Source organism: Candidatus Steffania adelgidicola (assembly GCF_020541225.1).
GTDB classification, from domain to species: domain Bacteria; phylum Pseudomonadota; class Gammaproteobacteria; order Enterobacterales; family Enterobacteriaceae; genus Steffania; species Steffania adelgidicola.
The window spans coordinates 151351-170546 of record NZ_CP045889.1; the positions used below are offsets into that span (position 1 = coordinate 151351).

6 protein-coding genes and 1 pseudogene are annotated in these 19196 nt (G+C 35.9%); 5 read left to right on the top strand and 2 right to left on the bottom strand.

Annotated elements, in window-relative coordinates; genetic code table 11:
* Window positions 1–33 precede the first annotated feature (33 nt).
* From wecA to pgsA, 4 genes and pseudogenes are all read left to right on the top strand, one after another.
* On the top strand, window positions 34–1110 hold the full coding sequence (wecA, locus tag GFK82_RS00370; RefSeq protein WP_226810974.1) for a UDP-N-acetylglucosamine--undecaprenyl-phosphate N-acetylglucosaminephosphotransferase: 1077 nt from the start codon (window positions 34–36) through the stop codon (window positions 1108–1110).
* A 2726-nt stretch (window positions 1111–3836) separates the two neighbouring features.
* Complete coding sequence (gene rfbB / locus GFK82_RS00375; RefSeq protein ID WP_226811313.1) at window positions 3837–4910, top strand: dTDP-glucose 4,6-dehydratase; 1074 nt, start codon at window positions 3837–3839, stop codon at window positions 4908–4910.
* 13 nt (window positions 4911–4923) lie between these two features.
* Entirely contained in the window at window positions 4924–5805 is an 882-nt protein-coding gene (gene rfbA / locus GFK82_RS00380; RefSeq protein ID WP_226810975.1) for a glucose-1-phosphate thymidylyltransferase RfbA, read from the top strand.
* Window positions 5806–8789: 2984 nt separating this feature from the next.
* Window positions 8790–9195 (top strand): annotated as a pseudogene (gene pgsA / locus GFK82_RS00385) (CDP-diacylglycerol--glycerol-3-phosphate 3-phosphatidyltransferase); the annotation flags it as partial.
* A 653-nt stretch (window positions 9196–9848) separates the two neighbouring features.
* Here the strand turns inward: pgsA and ansA are convergent.
* Both ansA and sppA read right to left on the bottom strand, forming a co-directional pair.
* A complete protein-coding gene (gene ansA, locus GFK82_RS00390; protein ID WP_226810976.1) occupies window positions 9849–10856 on the bottom strand; it encodes an asparaginase in 1008 nt (335 codons plus the stop codon).
* A 222-nt stretch (window positions 10857–11078) separates the two neighbouring features.
* The gene (gene sppA, locus GFK82_RS00395; protein ID WP_226810977.1) at window positions 11079–12932 is read right to left on the bottom strand and encodes a signal peptide peptidase SppA; all 1854 of its coding nucleotides are present in this window, start codon (window positions 12930–12932) and stop codon (window positions 11079–11081) included.
* Between the two features lie 2842 nt (window positions 12933–15774).
* Here sppA and GFK82_RS00400 point away from each other — a divergent pair.
* Window positions 15775–18027: an NADP-dependent isocitrate dehydrogenase gene (locus GFK82_RS00400; RefSeq protein ID WP_226810978.1), complete on the top strand. Its 2253-nt coding sequence runs from the start codon at window positions 15775–15777 to the stop codon at window positions 18025–18027.
* Window positions 18028–19196: the final 1169 nt, after the last annotated feature.

Below are 19196 nucleotides of genomic sequence, written 5' to 3' on the forward strand. Positions count from 1 at the left end.
GATTGTAAAGGCATTAGAGTTGAATCCTCAAACATGGTGACGCATTGTGTTACTATTTTTCTGTTTTCTTTGGTTTGTTTATTTTTAGCGCGCAAGGTTGCCAAAAAAACAGGACTTCTTGATAAACCAAACCACCGTAAACGGCACCAAGGGCAAATACCTCTTGTCGGTGGTATTTCTATTTACGCCGGTATTTGTTTTACCTGTCTCTATATAAACCATTATATTCCCCATGTAGATCTGTATCTTATTTGTGCCGGTATCCTGGTTGTGACTGGCGTACTTGATGATCGGTTTGATATTAGCGTACTGGTACGTACCATTATTCAAGCGCTAGTCTCGGTGGTTATGATGGTGTATAGCGGTCAGTATATTAATAGCCTAGGATATATCTTTGGACCATATGAGGTCATTCTTGGACCTGGGGGATATTTGGTGACGCTCTTTGCTGTATGGGCAGCAATTAATGCTTTTAATATGGTGGATGGTATTGATGGCCTTTTAGGCGGACTGTCCTGCGTGTCTTTAAGTGCGATAGGTATCTTTTTCATACTGGAAAATCATGCTCGATTAGCACTATTGTGCTTTGGCATGATTGCTTCCGTGTTGCCTTATATTTTTTTTAATCTTGGTTTTTTCGGACAGCACTATAAAGTGTTTATGGGGGATTCTGGTAGCACTATGATCGGGTTTACTATTATCTGGCTTTTGCTTTACAGCACTCAAGGGTGGGGGCATCCAATGAATCCGGTAACTGGGTTATGGATTATTGCCATACCCCTAATGGATATGATAGCTATTATTTACCGCCGTCTTCGAAAAGGAATGAGTCCGTTTACGCCTGACCGGCAGCACATTCACCACTTAATCATGCGTGCAGGGTTTAGTGAACGGCAGGCCTTTATCATCATTACATTTACCGCCGCTCAGCTAGCATTTTTTGGTATGGCTGGAGAACGTTGGCTGCATTTACCCGAGTCGGTCATGTTGTTACTCTGGCTCGGGGTATTATTAGTATACGGCTACGTGTTGAAGTGTCCGATTCGCTTGATTCAATTTGTTAAGCGAAGCAAGCGACGATTTATGCGGTATAGGAAAATTCTACTTTAGGAATTGAAGTGAAAAAGACTAGAAATCTTAAGTTCTTCTTTGCCTCCTGCGAAGACCTTCGAATTTATCATAATATAGAGAGCGTATATAGTCTTTGTGTTCCTTACAATATTGTAAGATTAATCGATATGTTACTGTAGAAGTAAAGAAGTGAGTTTCATGTAGCCAGGGATGATTTATTATTGTTATTAGCGATAAACTGAAATTCAATATACTACTTACATTGTTTCGTTAGAAACGATTTCTATTGAATCTATATTCTGAAATATCAGTTTTTTAAAATGTTTAGTTATTCTCAATTGCTAATTCAATAGGTGAAGAATTTTGGTGACTTTATTTATAAGAGAAATGCCAAAAATGGCACCTTGCCAATATTTACTTCCCGTTATATAAGAAAATATTTATTATTCCGATAAGTGCTCATTAGATAATGGAATACGTATTTATAGGCTCTGGGATAGGATAAGGGAGATTAAATATTTGTCGCCTACCTTTACCTTTTTTATTGTTCCGACCGGCGTTTTTTTAGATATGCTACTGATTTTGGGATGGTATCTATTGTATTTTAAGTTTCCGCTTATTTTTAGAATTTTGGCAGAATCTTTAAAGTTTTTTTATTTTTGATAAATGCCTAAACGCCATTTGTATAACTGTTTCTAGTTCTGAATAATTGTCAGGATTTTAAGATCTTTCTGTGTGAGATATCTGAGAGATTATTATATTATTCCCCTTTTAGGGCTGTTTGTAATCGTTCGCTATGAAAGTATATATATAATATCCTCTCCAAGAGTCTTGGCAAAATTGTAGCTCTATATTCATTGGTAGAAACCAATGCTTGTGGACGTTTGGATAGATTTTTAAATTATATTTTTCTAGTTGGTATTACCATTACCAGCTTTAGAAGTATATTATTATATTTTATTATATTACATTACATTGATCCTATTTTCCTTGAATTAGACTTTATTTAAAAATGGGAATTTAAATTTACTACTGGTATCCTAAATCAATATTGTTTTGATGTCTGTTGATAACGTGTGTAATATTTTTCGAGAAGAGTTTATTAATATTTTAACTTATGGTAATTACTAATAAACAATAGGTATACGGTTATTTATAATAGGTCGCAAGGAGACGGCATGTTAGTCTACAAAAGAGGGTGATATTTTCTTCAATTTTCCATAAAATATTTTTAGATACTGAATACAGACTTCAAGGTTGTATTAATAATTAAATGGCATGTATATCGTCCCGGCGTATATTAAGTAAAATTCTTCAACTATCGAAATTATTACCAATGCATCGTTGTTCTTAACGGCAACGATTCTAGAAGTTTTATGATTTCCGATATTTCTAATGCGCGATTTATAGATGCATGAAATTATTATTTGTTTAATCTAATCGGTTATGTAATAGTCATTATTACAGATCCTAGCAGGATCTAGAAATAGTTAGATTATCGGAATCATAATAACTATTAAACATAATAAGATACTCTGATCAGAGTATAGAGAGCACTGTAAGGTTAATGGAGATGCATAAGCAAGTAAATTAGAAATGGTATCGTATTTTCTGTATTATTTAGTCTGTGACTATTATATGGCATTCTTTAATAATTAACCTTAATTACTTAGTACTATTGATGATGTAAAGACTCCTGAGAGAGAGGATCAAGAAGAACATATGGTAGGAATTAAATTCCATACTTAAAGAAGTATCTTCTTTAGAAGAATAGAAGAATAGAAGAATAGAAGAATAGAAGAATTTTTAGTGAAGTTTTATTGTATCTTTGCAGTGATTATTTTCCAATATCAAAAGTAATCTTAATTAAAAATTATAACTATAATTGTTTATGGTTGAGTGATGCAGATCTATCTTTTGATAAAACAGCGGATAAATTACTTCGTAAATATTTTCTTTCTTAAGAAAGAAAATAGGGAATATTTTTATTTCCAAACCGTTCTGTATCTTAGTTAATGTTCTTTTTACGTAGATAAGAAATAATATTTTGTATAAAAGAAAACAGAAACCATTAAAATTACGCTAAAAAAGACTTTAAAAATTACGGATTGATTTTTTAAAAATATAAAAAATCTTCTAGAAATGTTATATAAATAATTAAGATGTAATGTTTATAAGTATGTATTATTGGATAGGATGGAGTGTCATATTTTCCTGTAAAGTTCAGTTGGAGAATGCTACGGTTTCTCTTTTGTAAATTTTTCACGAAGTATTGATATGATTGTATATCAGATACATTCAAGCTATATTGAAAGGCATTAACAGTTAATTGTATGTTTTATAAAAACACATCTCTATAGAAATACAGGTATTCGGTGGCTTTTAGGTAAAGCGTGATATAAAGTACAGTCTTAACTCACCATTACATTCGAAGAGAAATACTATAATTAAGTAATTGCATATAGGGTTATAGAGAATCTAGTAGGGCTATACTACTATAGTTCTTTTCTGAAAAGAAAAATCTATACTATATCGATATATTTAATTCAATAATAAAGATTGTCGTAATTGTTTTTTTGCAATAAATTCCATTGGAGTTTATGAAATATTGCCACAAGTTTATACTTGAATTTTTTAAAAAAAACAACACACACTTTTTGGTATATGCGATGATTACTATTACTACAAATCATCGTCAGTGCCTTATCTTTACGTTATATGCGATTTATCAGCGCTGTATGGCGGATGCGCGGGAGGGTGTGGTTATGAAGCGGTTATTAATTACCGGAGGTGCCGGATTTGTTGGTTCGGCGTTGGTGCGATATATCCTCGGGACGACCGAGGATAGAGTACTGGTTGTAGATAAATTGACCTATGCTGGTAACCTTGACTCATTAGCGGCGGTCGCGTCTCACCCTCATTACTATTTCACTCGTACTGATATTGGTGATGGTAAGGCAATAGCATTATTACTTTTAGACTTTCAGCCCGATGCCATCATGCATCTAGCGGCGGAAAGTCATGTTGATCGATCTATTGACGGTCCTTCGGCTTTTATTGATACGAACATTACGGGTACTGCTATTCTTTTAGAAGCGGCTCTTAGATACTGGGAGTCCTTGCCTAAGGCTAAGCGTGCTTCCTTTCGTTTCCATCATATATCAACCGATGAAGTCTACGGTGATCTGCCCGATAACGGTACCCGCTTTCATGAATGTTCGCCTTATATGCCTAGCAACCCGTATTCTGCTACAAAAGCTGCCAGCGATCATCTGGTTCGCGCCTGGATGCGAACTTATGGTTTACCAGTCCTAGTGACTAATTGCTCCAATAATTATGGTCCGTATCATTTTCCAGAAAAGTTAATTCCACTGATTATTATTAACGCGATTTCAGATAAGCCAGTACCAGTTTATGGCGATGGTAGACAAATTCGGGACTGGCTGTATGTGGAGGATCATGCCCGCGCTCTTTATCAGGTGGTAACCCGCGCGCTTCCCGGGGAAAGCTATACGATTGGTGGTCATAATGAGCGTCGTAACATAGAGGTAGTAGAAACACTATGTGCGTTACTGGAACAGGCTGGCGCGCCTCATCCTCCCGGTGTCACGACATTTAGACAACTTATTACGTTAGTAGAAGATCGCCCGGGGCACGATCGGCGTTATGCAGTTGATGCTGAAAAAATTTTTCGTGAGTTAGGTTGGCAGCCTAAAGAAACGTTCGAAAGTGGTTTAGCTAAGACCGTGCAGTGGTATTTAACCCATCGTGCGTGGTGGCAGCGGGTTTTAGACGGTAGTTATCACGGTGAACGTCTTGGTCTTGGCCCCCGCCAGTAAGGTTAGGAGAAAGATGAAAGGTATTGTTTTAGCAGGTGGCATAGGTAGTCGTCTTTATCCAATCACTCGCAGCATTTCCAAACAGCTATTGCCTATATATGATAAGCCAATGATTTATTATCCCTTGTCGGTATTGATGCTAGCAGGGATTCAAGACATTCTAATTATTACTACCCCGGAAGAGATGTCGTTGTTTAAACGGTTACTCGGGATTGGTGAAGCATTTGGGATTCGTCTAACATATGCCCCTCAGGCAAATCCAGATGGTATTGTTCAGGCGTTTTTAATTGGTGCAAGTTTTATTGGAGATGATTGCTGCTGTCTAGTGTTAGGCGACAATATCCATTTTGGTAAGGGGTTTACTCCTATGCTACGGCAGGTGGCGACTCGCGAGCAGGGTGCAACACTCTTCGCGTATCAGGTAATGGATCCTGAACGATTCGGTGTGGTAGAATTTAATGACGATTTTCATGCTATTTCCCTTAAGGAAAAACCGATTCGCCCCTGCTCATGTTGGGCGGTAACGGGTCTTTATTTCTATGATCGTCAAGTAGTTGATTTTGCTAGACGGGTTAGGCCATCAGTACGTGGTGAATTAGAGATCACTTCTCTTAATCAAATGTATCTAGAGCAGAATAGACTGAAGGTCGAGCTACTCGGAGTCGATTTTTCTTGGCTAGATACGGGTACCCATGACAGCCTGATAGAGGCTAGTACCTGCGTGCAGATGGTTGAGAAGCGGCAAGGATTTAAAATCGCTTGTTTGGAAGAAATTGCTTGGAAAAACGGATGGCTTGATGATGAAGAGGTAAGACGTGCGGCTCAGGAGCTGGCAAACACAAGTTATGGTCAATATCTGAAAAATTTAATCTATATCCATTCGTGTCAGTATTAATCATTTAGGGAGTTGGGAATGTTTTTTGCTGCTGTTTTTTCTGTATCGCATTTTATTATGTAATGAAGTTTATAGATATTTCTAGTACTAATAGGATTTATTTTGTATAAATAAATATTGTAGTAACAATCGAGATATTCTTTATCGTTATCTGTTCTATTTCGATATGATCATGAAAGTATTTTTATAACTAAGTGTATATATAGTTTCTAATTAATATATAATTTTATCGCTTAGTCTTGTTCATGGTATTGGATAACATGGTATTTAGTCCAGGATAAATGTTGTGATGATGTCTCTATATTGTGAGAGAACAACAAATCTAAAGATTTAATTATTTTTTGAGAAAATCATTTTATTGTATTTGTTTTGGGTTAGTGCCGGATAATATCCTGAATAAATAGAGGTTTTTCTAAAAACGTGATGGTGTGTGGGGGTCAGGCCTATATTTTCAATAGAACTATATATAATGCTATCGACTCTTTATAAAAAGAGTGTGGTTTTCCCTCATGTAAAACACTTTTTTTCTTGAGTAGAATTCTCTCTGAGACAGATGATATCTGGTTGAAGGGGGGGGAATTTGTTATTTTTATATGCTAGGAGTGGGGGATATTAGTCAAACGCGGCAGACAACATTAAAATTGCGCGATTAAGTGTTCAACAGGAATTCGTTTATTTTTCTTGCCAGAATCAAGATGGGTAACCTTTTCTAAAATACTTCATTTACACTCATATATCCAATTGTTGCGATATAGATCGCACTAATGAGTTCTACGTATCGCAATAAGATTAAAAATCATAGCTGAAGTGACACTTCTTATATGATAGAGAATAAATTGTTCTCCTCCGTATTTATCAATTGCTAATAAACAATGGAAAGGAATTGTTAGATTATCTTTGTGGTCAGAGGAGACATGGCACTATAAAAATATAATGAGCTGATTGTATCAAGAGATTGGTGATCTTTTATCGTACGAGCGTATCTGCGCGTGCATACTCTTGTTAAGAGATGTAAAACTAGCGCGGAACTATTGACCATTTAGGTAAAGATGTTGAGATTGTACTACAGCGATAAATTTGGCTCTCAAAATAAGAAATGGATTTTATTATTCGTTATATAATAATAAACAAGCTGTTTCAACCTACAGGAAGTTAATACACAGTTAACGTTAATATATGAAAGATACTGTATATCCTATTTTAGGATATGTAATAAAAAGTGACTCATGATTTTAACGCTAAACTATTCTTTATTACTGTGAGAAGTCCACTTTCTACTTATAGAATAGATGGTGTATGTAAAAGAGTGATTTATGTTCGTAAGGCGAAGAGCGGAAAAATGTCTGACCTTAAAGCCGAAGCATTAGTAAAAAAATATTCGGCATATTGATTTCTGAATATCATCTATACAGATAATAAAGCACCAAAGAAGTATTATATCACGTGGTATCACCCATATCATCATAATAATGATATTACGCGATGATAAGTCCTATGTTTTTTATTTTTCTGAGTACTGAGAGTGATCCTTGCATTATATCTCATCGTGAGGTTAAGGATGTGAAATAACAGTATTAGGATTGTTTTTAGTAGCGATGTAGTCAAAGGAAGATTTATATTTTAAAAAATCCATTTTTAATTCAGCACTATAAGAATAGTGTATATCTTCATCACTTAATATCTTTGCTTTCGGTATCAAAATAGGTAAATGTGTAAGATTTTTAATATATGGGGTTTAGTTTAAAATAATAAATACTAGCAGAAATCGGATATATCGGTCTAGTTTCGTATTATCTTTTAAAGATACTGTATGTATGCGGAATTAGATTCAAGTAGTATAGTGCATATTTGAGAAGAGTTCGATATCACTGGTGTCTCTTGTGAGAGAGGATGTTCTTGTTCTTTTGTTTATCTTCTAAGATAAAATATTAGAGAGTTCATGCTGTTTCCTTAAAGTTCGGTCGGTGTTGAATTAGCAGAAATACTAAAAACCTTTATCAGTTAGTTTTGTTTGCGTAGTAAATAGATGCGTTATTTTTCAGAGGAGAGTTTACTGGATATCACGTTGACTGAGAATACCTTGCTGGCAGTGTTGCAAGTGAAAAATAGATAGGAGAATTTACATGCAAACGAAATCCCGAGGTAATTATATATATTATTTTACACTTGTTCACACTAATTCTGCGATGGGGTGAGTAAACAAGTTATCGCAAGACTCAAGAGTCCATCAGATTTTCAACGCCCTGTTAGAGGTAAAGGTGCTCGATCGAATAGAATATTTATATATTTACTAGATATGATTGGAGAGAAGACTATCGCTTTCTTTCTCCATCTTTAAAGGTAATGAGTCTATCTCTATAAAACGTTATCGATATAATATTAAAAGTGTTAATGCAGTTCATGAGTATGCCGTTCTAAATTAAGTTTTTCGGCGTCGTTACGATAATGTGTGATACGAAAAGAAAACTTCCTAATATGATTAGGATTGATGGTGGTCAATACCAGTTTAGGTATGTGTATCCAAAGCAGTGTGTAAATAGTAATTTAATGTTGTTTGGGATAAACATCCCATGATATTTGTTAGGGTAGAAACAAGAATAGATCGTAGGTTAATTTCGAAATAATTTTCTTTAAATTACAGGGGATAGGGTATTTTTCTTGATGTATTGGTGTTACATATGATGTAATATATCCGGAATCATGCTTACAGTGATGCCATGAATCATCATTGAAAGAAACGTAAAAAACGCAAAAACTAGCGTTCTAGATTAATTGAGGATGGGTTAAAAATAAAGCGTAGACAGTTACTACTGAAATCTATGGGTATTTTCAGAATTAATATAATACTAGCACGGAGGAAATTGTTTAAGTATTAGGAATGATAGTTCTTTCTAGAAGAAAACTCTTTAATGCGTTGCATCGCTAGCAGTGATGTAGCAACATGTCTATAATTTCTGTTCTGCCTAAATACTTATCCAAGTACTATGCAACTGAATATACCGACTTGGTTTACCCTATTACACCTTCTCATTATATCGTTTCTTGTTCTAACTTTCTATCTACCTTTTAAGTGGGCGGCGCCTTGTGCAGCGCTGATTTTTATTTTGGCGGCATGGACAGATGGGTTTGGCGGATTTTTAGCTCGCCGGTGGAAACAAACAACCCATTTTGGGGCGTTTCTAGATTCTGTTGCGGATAAAGTGATAGTTGCAATGGCGTTGCTTTTGCTTGCAGAGCATTATCCACTCGTGATGGATAACGTGGCCATCGGCAACCATGATCGCCTGTGAAATTTTTATTTCAGCATTGCGTCAGTGGATGGCAGCGATTGGTAAACGTAATTCTATAGCAGTTGCGTGGATTGGCAAACTGAAAACCGTTACACATTTGATAAAATCATCTATTATTATAATAATATTGCCGTATTTTACAGGTATATCACGGTTGGTCTTTTAAAGTATACGTTTTATTATAAAAATACGTATTCCTATCCTAAATAAAACCAATATACGCATTACAATGTTAAACCAGCTCTTTATTATTAGACCGTGTAAGTGGTAGATGCAAGTGTTGTGATTCTAATTTTTTACGATATCGTAATCAGATATATATAAATTATAGTTAATGAGGTAACGAATATCTATACGTATATTTTTTTGATAATCAAATCAATATGCTGCGGATATGAAAACATTTATTGCGCAGTACCTCAATAATGATCGTATGTATGGAAGCGGTATGCCTCTTAGAAACGCTGCTAATTACAGCAGCGTATAAGCCTGAAATTATCTTGGAAGGTTAAAACAATATTCTTAATTAATTCTAAGATAATTAAACTTAATAATATCAAGTTAAATTATAAACTATTTTATAGCTAATATGCCATATAAGAATTAAAAAGATATGCTAGGGAAAAATGTATTATATTTTGTATGCACCTATTTATAATATTCGGAATTAGTAATATAAAAGACAAAAATACTAAATAATGCGTGATGATTTATCAGTCATGGACTCAACCAGGAGTCTTCCCTTCTTGCTAATTAATGTAACTCTCCACGCAGATCCTGCTGCATGAGACGGCGGATATCATGCCAGGATAATGATTGGTTAAGCAAAAAATGCAGTTTCGTTAGAGCGGCTTCAACTGTCATATTAAAACCACTGAGGACCCCGATTTGAGCCAGAGCATTCCCTGTGGCGTAGCCTCCCATATCGACTCGGCCAGAAAGGCATTGTGTGAGATTCACGACTATAATTTCCTGATCGCCGGCTTGTTTGAGCTCGCGTAATAGCGCTGGATGCTGTGGTGCATTACCCACACCATAAGAACGCAGAATTAGTGCGCGAACCGGTTGATGAAGAAAATTTCGCACTAAGTGTGCTGAAAAACCCGGATAAAGGGTGATTACCCCTACAGGTTGTGGGCTCATAGGATAGACAATAAGTGGACCTTGTGTCCCACGAGTTTGAGATGGTGTCAGGCGGTGGATATGGATTCCTGCCTCCAGGAGTGGAGGCAGATTAGGCGAAAGAAAGGCATCAAATCCGTCAGCATGGGCTTTTGTAGTACGAGTGCCTCGTAAAAGTTTATTATTAAAAAAAATACTTACCTCATGGATTGGGTAATGTGCCGCTAAGTAGAGGGCATTAAGCAGATTAGTTCGACCGTCGGAGCGTAGCTCTGATAATGGAATCTGAGAACCTGTAATAATAACTGGTTTATTAAGATTTTCCAACATGAATGATAAGGCTGATGCAGTAAACGCCATGGTATCTGTTCCATGAAGGATAACAAATCCGTCATATTGATCATAGTTATCAGCGATGTCTCTGGCGATAGTCTCCCAGTCATCTGGGGTCATATCAGATGAATCTATCAGAGGTGCGTATTCATGTACGGTGAAGGCGGGCATTTCGGAACGGTAAAATTCTGGCATTCTTGCTAATTGTTCCTGAAGATATCCAGAAATCGGCACACAGCCATTGCGTAAGCGCTGCATTCCGATAGTACCACCCGTATAGGCGATATAAATAGATTTCTTTTGCATAAAGAGCGAAACGTTATGGAGAATATATTAATTATAAGGCGCATATCAAATAATACTAGTCGTGTGTAGTTTTAATCGGTGCACAAGAAAAAGACGCCCGGTTTATAATGGGCGTCGTCTACAGAAGTGGTAGGGGAGGCGTACGGAAGGCGGCGCACCACCACCGCCACCTTCCTCCCTGGCTTGGATGATAATGACCTTATTTCCCTCTCGTAGAAGCGTCTAGTGTACCATGGGTGCACAATATAGACAGAAGGCGTAGCAGTTTTGCGGGTCATTCCACGTAAAGCCTATAGCGGCATCCATTGTCACTTGATTCACCAATTGCGTAACGGATACAGGAAGCCAAGACGGATTGAGGCGAGGCATAAAGGCGTTTATAGATATGCCGGTTTGCATAAGTAGTAACTCAAAAAAACTAGGCTGATCTAAATACCAATGTAACTGATATTTCTTTAACTTCGCCAGTTCAGCAGCTTTGTTTACCGCATCGTCAAAATCTCCCAACTGGTTTATTAACCCATTTTTTTCAGCATCAGTGCCAATCCAAACGTGTCCTTGACCAATTTTATCGATCTCTTCAGGTGTTTTATGCAGGGACTGAGCCACCAAGGTGAGAAAGTGATTATAACCGTGCTGAACCTTAAGTTGCATCATCTGAGAGAACTCAGGTGATAGAGTTTTGGTTATCGACACATCCGCTAACGGTGATGTGGTGATCCCATCAGTATGTACACCGATCTTATCAAGCGACTCCTCTAGTGTATTAATGACTCCGAAGATTCCAATCGATCCAGTTAAAGTGCTGGGGCTGGCAATAATATAATTAGCAGGAGTGGATATCCAGTATCCCCCTGAAGCGGCCATTCCTCCCATAGAAACCACTATGGGTTTACCTGCGCTTCGCGCAGCAGCAAGTTCTGATCGAATGATCTCAGAGGCTGTCACGCTACCACCTGGGCTGTTAATCCGGAATACAATAGCTTTAATAGTAGGATCTAACCGGGCATGATGTATTTGGTCAGCCGTCGTATCCCCCCCGACTAATCCTGGCGTTTCTGAGCCGTCGATAATAGCCCCATTAGCAAGAATCACGGCTATTTTACCACCGTGTGGCGATGATGTCGTCGTGGGTTGATAATCATAAATACTAATGGCATTAAATGCTTTATTGTGTTTATTAATACCAAACGCTTTGATTAAAGCAGCGTCAATCATAGGGCGTGATATGATTTTATCAACCCATTTATATTTAAGTGCAAATTGCGCTGCATTACCCTGTACCGATCGTAGATCTTCTAGCATCACTTGAGCGCTTGGGAAAAACCGCTCTACGCTGATTTTCCGATTAGCCGAAACAGTTTCTACATAATGTTGCCAAAGTTGATCTACCCAGCGACTATCGGCTTCACGAGCATCTTCTGACATATTGTCACGTAGAAAGGGTTCGACTGCTGATTTATAAGTACCAACACGAAAAATATGGCTATTGATTTTGAGGTTATGTAGTAAAGTTTTATAGTACAGATGATGTGTTGCAATGCCATGTAAATCTACTGAACCTTGGGGTGTGAGATAGATTTTGTTAGCATAGCTGGCAAGAAAATATTGTGATTGGCTGTACTTATCGCCTACGGCATAGATGGGTTTACCAGTGTCATGAAATTCACGTAGCGCCTTGCCAATATATTGCAGCGAAGTCTGATCGGCACCGGAAAAATTTTTCAAAGAAAGCACAATTCCAGTGATATTAGAGTCTTTTTTCGCTTGGCGAATCGTATTGACTATATCGAATAGCGAATTTTCTTGTCGGTGGTTGCTTGAAGCGCCTAGTAATTCACGGCCGAGGTGACCAAATTTATTATTAATTGCCGCTTTATCTACTATCGTACCTGTCAGATCTACGAGTAGAGCGCCCTTCACTACTGGTGAAGAGTGATGAATGTGTAAGCATATTCCAATCCCGAAAACAATAAGAACCACTAAAAATATATTTAGGATAAATTCACGGATAAAAGTCAGTGAATACCAGACCCATTTAAATGGACCAGAAATAATTCGCCAAAATGTGCGCATGAGATCTCCACATAAAATATCGAAGTCTAAAATCATAATATAAAATTTCGTTGACCGTGCTTAAAAAAACGATTCATGACTTAGATCTATTAATGATAGTAGATAGTTATAGATTATTAATAATTGTATTAGGTATCATTTCTTTTTTTAAAATGAAGAGAATTTATGAGCTAAGTAATTAACTTAGGTAGGTAAATTAAAACTATAGCATTCTATCCGTTGAGTATCGCTATCTCGCCAGATAGCGTGTATTTAAAATAATTCAGGTTAAACTGAATACTGATCTGTCGTAGATGGAAATTAAGTTGTACTACTTCAGCCTAATTAAGGCAATATTTAATTGTACCGTAGAGTACACTTTTACTATGTGTGCTCTGGTTTTTTTATCAGAATAAAGATAACCATCTTTGAGAATACCTTTTGTAAGTTCATGAAAATGTTTAAACATGCTTTCTTTTTCAAAAAGTAGCGTTCAATAAGAGAGCACTCTATATGAAACGCTGAACAGAATCCATGTCACGAGGCATTAATGAGAGCTTAAAAAATGATTTATGAATTTTTTTATCATTATGTGTATGCGTCCGATAATTTTTATATAGCATTCTTGTATTGACATATGGATGATCTCGATCATTTATATTAAATGTTTTATGGTGATGCGATTGGTTTGTTTTTCTGATGTTTATGTCAATTTTTATTTCCTATCTACATAAACAGCGCTTCAATCTTGGTTGATATAAGTTTCGTTTCTAGGAATTTATTTATAATTTCCAGGAATGTTCTAAAGTTAGAAAGGCGTTTTTTAAACAAAAAACTGTAACAATTAGCCTGTCGAGTAGTAGTTGTTCTATAAAAAATAGGGGATATAGCTTTAATTTTGAATAGGATGCAATCCTTGCTTTTATTCATCGGTTAGGAGATAAATTTGATAAAGGGTGACTAAGATGGATGAGAATGTATTAGTGGTTTGATTTCCATTCATAAATTTTAGCGATGAGTATTTATATACTCATTATGGATCTAAAAAGTCTGATGATAAAGTGGAAACATAATGCTTGTATGTATGGCCTGAAATTGAATCGCATAAGTTTTTCTGTTTTTTTATGCTGATATTACATAAGTAGTCTTTATTTTTGGTGTGTTAGCACATGAAAAAAGCTAAGTATTCGTTAATGTTATTATGTTAGTTAAAACTTTATGTAGGGGATATTGATTATTTTTGATTTAACATTAAATATTTGTAACAAAATATATCTAAATAATAGATATTTTCACTTTTCGCGTATATTTTTTGAATGTGCTCTCTGGGTAGCATGCCCGTTAGTCAGCATGTTTATAGTGAGTTTATTATATAATAATATTATTATATCAACATTTTGTATTTATCTAGTGTTGTATTGGTAAAGAAACTTTCTCTTTATTATTAAGAGTAAAAGTTAATTTATTTCACACTTAATAAGTGTGGTTATTTATAGATATTATCTATATGTCAGTAAATGTATCTGTATGCTCACTACAGATTCTGTAAATTATTATCTGAGATTTTATTTAATTTAAGATAAGATAGATGATTAAGTAATCTGTTTATATATCTAAAATAAATTTATCAAAAGTTATACTAACAAGTAGATACCTACTTTGTAATAGGCAATATATTCCATATTCATTGGCTCATGATCAACATCAAGTTAATTAGTTATATCTTCATGTTGTTATGATTCATAATTGGTTAATTATAATGAATGTTTTTAGATTGTATTCAAGATTATATCTTGCATTGTTGCCATTTGAAAAATAGACAGGTTGTCAAGACAAAGATTAGATATGCTGATGTGATGGTTCCCTTCTATATTTTAGAGATGCTCCTTGTTAAGTCTTAATTCATAGTAAGATTGGTACTGCAAGATAAAGTGGATGATATAATTTTATTATAATAATTACTCTCCATTGAAGAGTAATTACTTTAAGTAAGATAAATTTTTGTATGACGATGGTGGCGCTTTGTAAAAACTTGAAAAAAACTGCTAAACAATGGCAGAATATGCTGGGATAAAAGATCCAGCATACTTTTTCTCGTTAAGAAAATTTTATCTGACCTATTTCGGTAAGGCATGGTGGTTTTCCTATAAAATAAATCCACCTGTTAATGATTTTCTATCGATGCAGGCGAATGCTTGAACCTAATATACCCAAATTAGATTTCAATAAAGAAAGTTAAAGTACATCATAAAACATATAAAACCAACGATTTTAGTGTGTTACTAATACTGAGTATTTTTAGAAATGCTACATGAAATCTCGTAAAACGATCTTTTATAAATTGTCATAAACAAAGATGAGCGCTAATATAGGATGGCACTCGCATAATTTCAGTAACGATTTCTCATAGAGATGTTATCGAGTTTTTATAGGTAATCGTAAAAGATTCTGGATAGTTTTTATGTACAAAAATATTTTAGAAAAAGAGAATAAATGAAACCGTTTAGTATGTAGAGAGTGAAATAAAGCAGAATTTTGTTCTGTTTGATGAGCATAAAATTAAACATACCTTAAAACTATCATATCTTTTTTTGGTGAAAAAAATCAAATTAGATAATAATGAATATATTTAATTTCAGCATGGAGCATTGTTTTACTCGATCTTGCGTAGTAATAGCTATGGCAGTATATGAGCGATTATCATTAAGTGATAGCTGAATACTTCAAAAAAATAATTATATTTTTTCCGTGACATCACCTCTTATCTCTAAATTACAGTCAAGAATCTGCTAAACATAACGATACAGCACTCTTCAAGATAGTTCTAACCGCTATAAAATAGAGGAGTTAATATAATTAATATATGACTATGATGTCTAAGATTATCTATACCCTTACTGATGAGGCACCGGCCCTGGCAACATATTCATTGTTACCAATTATTCGTGTCTTTACACAATCTCTAGGAATTAGTGTCGCGATCCGTAACATTTCCTTAGCGGGCCGTATTCTTTCTAATTTCCCTGAATACTTGCGTTCGGATCAGCGCCTATTGGATCATCTAGGAGAACTAGGGCAGTTAGTGCTAACGCCGGAAGCTAATATCATCAAACTACCGAATATCAGTGCTTCCTTTCCTCAACTAAAAGCTGCTATTAAAGAACTGCAGACGCAAGGGTATGCAGTGCCAAATTATCCTAATGAACCAGATTCTAATCTGGAAAAAGAAATTAGGGCTCGTTACGATAAAATTAAAGGTAGTGCGGTTAATCCAATTTTACGGGAAGGTAACTCTGATCGCCGTGCGCCGATGTCAGTTAAAAACCATGTACGCAAGCATCCACACCGATTAGCACAATGGAGTGCTTCGTCTCAATCTCACGTCGCCTATATGCAAGAGGGTGATTTCTATGGAAGTGAGCAATCCGCGCTTATTGAAAAAGACGGTGATGTCAGTATCACCCTGATTGGTCATGATGATACCAGAGAGATTTTAAAAGCTCACACTACAGTGCACGCCGGTGAAATCATTGACGCCTCTGTTATGAGCAAAAAAAAATTAAGTAGCTTTATTGTGGATCAAATCGCTGATGCTAAATGCCAGGGGGTTCTGTTTTCTCTCCATCTAAAAGCGACCATGATGAAAGTATCTGATCCAATCATATTTGGTATTGTGGTATCTGAATTCTATAAGGAAGTATTGGCTTGTTATCAAGATACACTAAAAATGTTAGGTTTTTCAGCTAATAACGGGATCGGTGATTTATATGACAAACTAAATAAGTTGCCTATAGACATGAGGATAAAAATCACACAGGCTATTGATACGTTTTATAGAGAACGTCCACAATTGGCCATGGTGAATTCTCAGAAAGGTATAACTAATCTACATGTACCAAGCGATATTATCGTTGATGCCTCCATGCCAGCGATGATTCGTGATGCTGGAAAAATGTGGGGACCTGATGGTCAACTACATGATACTAAAGCAATCATTCCCGACCGGTGCTATGCCAGTATTTATCAAGTAGTAATTGAAAACTGCAAGCAGTATGGGGCGTTTGATCCGACTACCATGGGCAGTGTGTCTAACGTAGGTTTGATGGCACAGCAGGCTGAAGAATATGGCTCTCATGATAAGACTTTCCAAGTCCCGATGGATGGAATTGTGCAGGTGACAGATTCTCTAGGTAAAGTTTTACTAGAACATTGTGTGGAGATGGGAGATATTTGGCGGATGTGTCAAACTAAAGATAGGCCAATACAAGCTTGGGTAAAATTGGCGATTAATCGTGCCCGTCAATCTAATACGCCAGCGGTATTTTGGTTAGATTCTGCTCGCTCACATGATTTGCACATGATTGAAAAAGTGCAGCGTTATTTGCAAGAGGACGACATTGAAGGTTTGGATATTAGAATCCTATCACCAGCAGCTGCTACACGTTTTTCTATTGAACGTATCCGAGCGGGTAAGGATACCATTTCGGTCACTGGTAACGTATTGCGAGACTATTTAACAGATCTCTTTCCAATTTTAGCGTTAGGCACAAGTTCTAAAATGCTTTCTATTGTTCCGCTGATGGCTGGTGGAGTGCTATTTGAAACTGGAGCCGGTGGTTCTGCCCCCAAACATTTTCAGCAATTTTTGCAGGAAAACCATTTGCGCTGGGATTCTCTAGGAGAATTTTTAGCCCTAGGCGCTTCGTTAGAACATATCAATGTTATTGCTACTAATCGCAAAGCGCGAATCCTGGCGAAAACCCTGGATCAAGCAATTAATAAGTTTCTGGATACAAATAAATCACCCTCACGCATAGTTCATGAACTTGATAGCCGAGGTAGTCATTTCTTTCTAGGGTTATTCTGGGCACAGGCACTAGCAAGCCAAAATGGAGATCAGTGTCTAAAAGAGACATTTACAGAACTTGCGCACTATCTTACTAATAATAAGAAAAAAATTCTCTTTGAGCTTAATTATAATCAAGGAAATCCGGTGGATATCGGTGGGTATTATCATCCAGATCCGGTACTCATTAGAAAAGTTATGTGCCCTAGTCCTACGTTTAACATTGTGCTTCAGTCACTAGAGAAGTTTCAGGAAGTCCACCCGAGTTGATATAAGTAAACCTAAAGTAAATTAGCAGGAATGCGGTGTGTTGCCTGTTGCCAGGCGTTAACATTACTCTAGAAAATATTTTATAAAAATCCTTGTATTAGACTGGTGATTAGCACTGTACGAGATAAGCTTTATCGGATTAAAGATGTTAATATGTACGCTCTTTTAAAGAGCACTTTTTTATAGATCGAAATGATATTGAATGATCTGACATATGGATCCACTATAAGTGCTAGTTGTTTACTAGCATGGAAACAACGGTGTGAATAAAGATGATACGAGGGGAGAACTTGGATTCAGATCTCACTTGTCATTGCTCATATCAGTTATTTATTTTTTTTTGCAGCAACGGATAAAAATCTCGAGAAGTGGCGTGATGAGGTGATATTTTTAAGTGTATATATGCATAAATAGGTTTATTGAAGTCGTGAAACATTTTATGGTTTAATTTTATTTTTAGTGCATGTTACATGCATTTTACCATATCCCTGTTGAGATAATATCTAAAGCCTAATCGAATAAGGATAGGATCTTCGAATTTGAATTCGCAAGAAAGCCAATGCTTAATAATGAGACAAACTTTATTTTCAGAGTGAAAACATGACTATCTAAACAGGTTAGTGAGTTATCTAACAACGGGAGATATAGTTACGATTTTTGATCGTATTATGTTTTGATATTATCAATAATGACTGTATGAAAACTAGGAGTCTGTATTAAAAGTATACTAATACACGTTAGTGTGTAATGCAGTGCTGCTTGGATCTGGAAAGTTTTTGTTACCTGATGATCAAGATGAATCAGGATGATATGATGGTTACGATTAGACTGCGTAGTACTGATTTTTGGAATTGTACTTTAATGTTGTTTAAAGTTTCTTTTCCATGAAAGTTTGCCTAATAGAGTATGAACTTAAGACAGGGTATTGCTCTTATATTGGATATCGTGTTTGATATTTCTCATGATCCTAATGATTTTTAGATTGGCCGAATATATGGATCACTACTTTAGTAGATATTTAGAGTTCCTAATCACCTGTCCTGATAGGATGTTCAAAATGAACAAATTCTGTTTTTTACTCTTAATGACTATAGCCGAAGTGAGACAGGAGACAGTTGATTTGGCAACAATGCTAATTGGCCCTAAACAGAGTACTCTAGTCCTTTTAT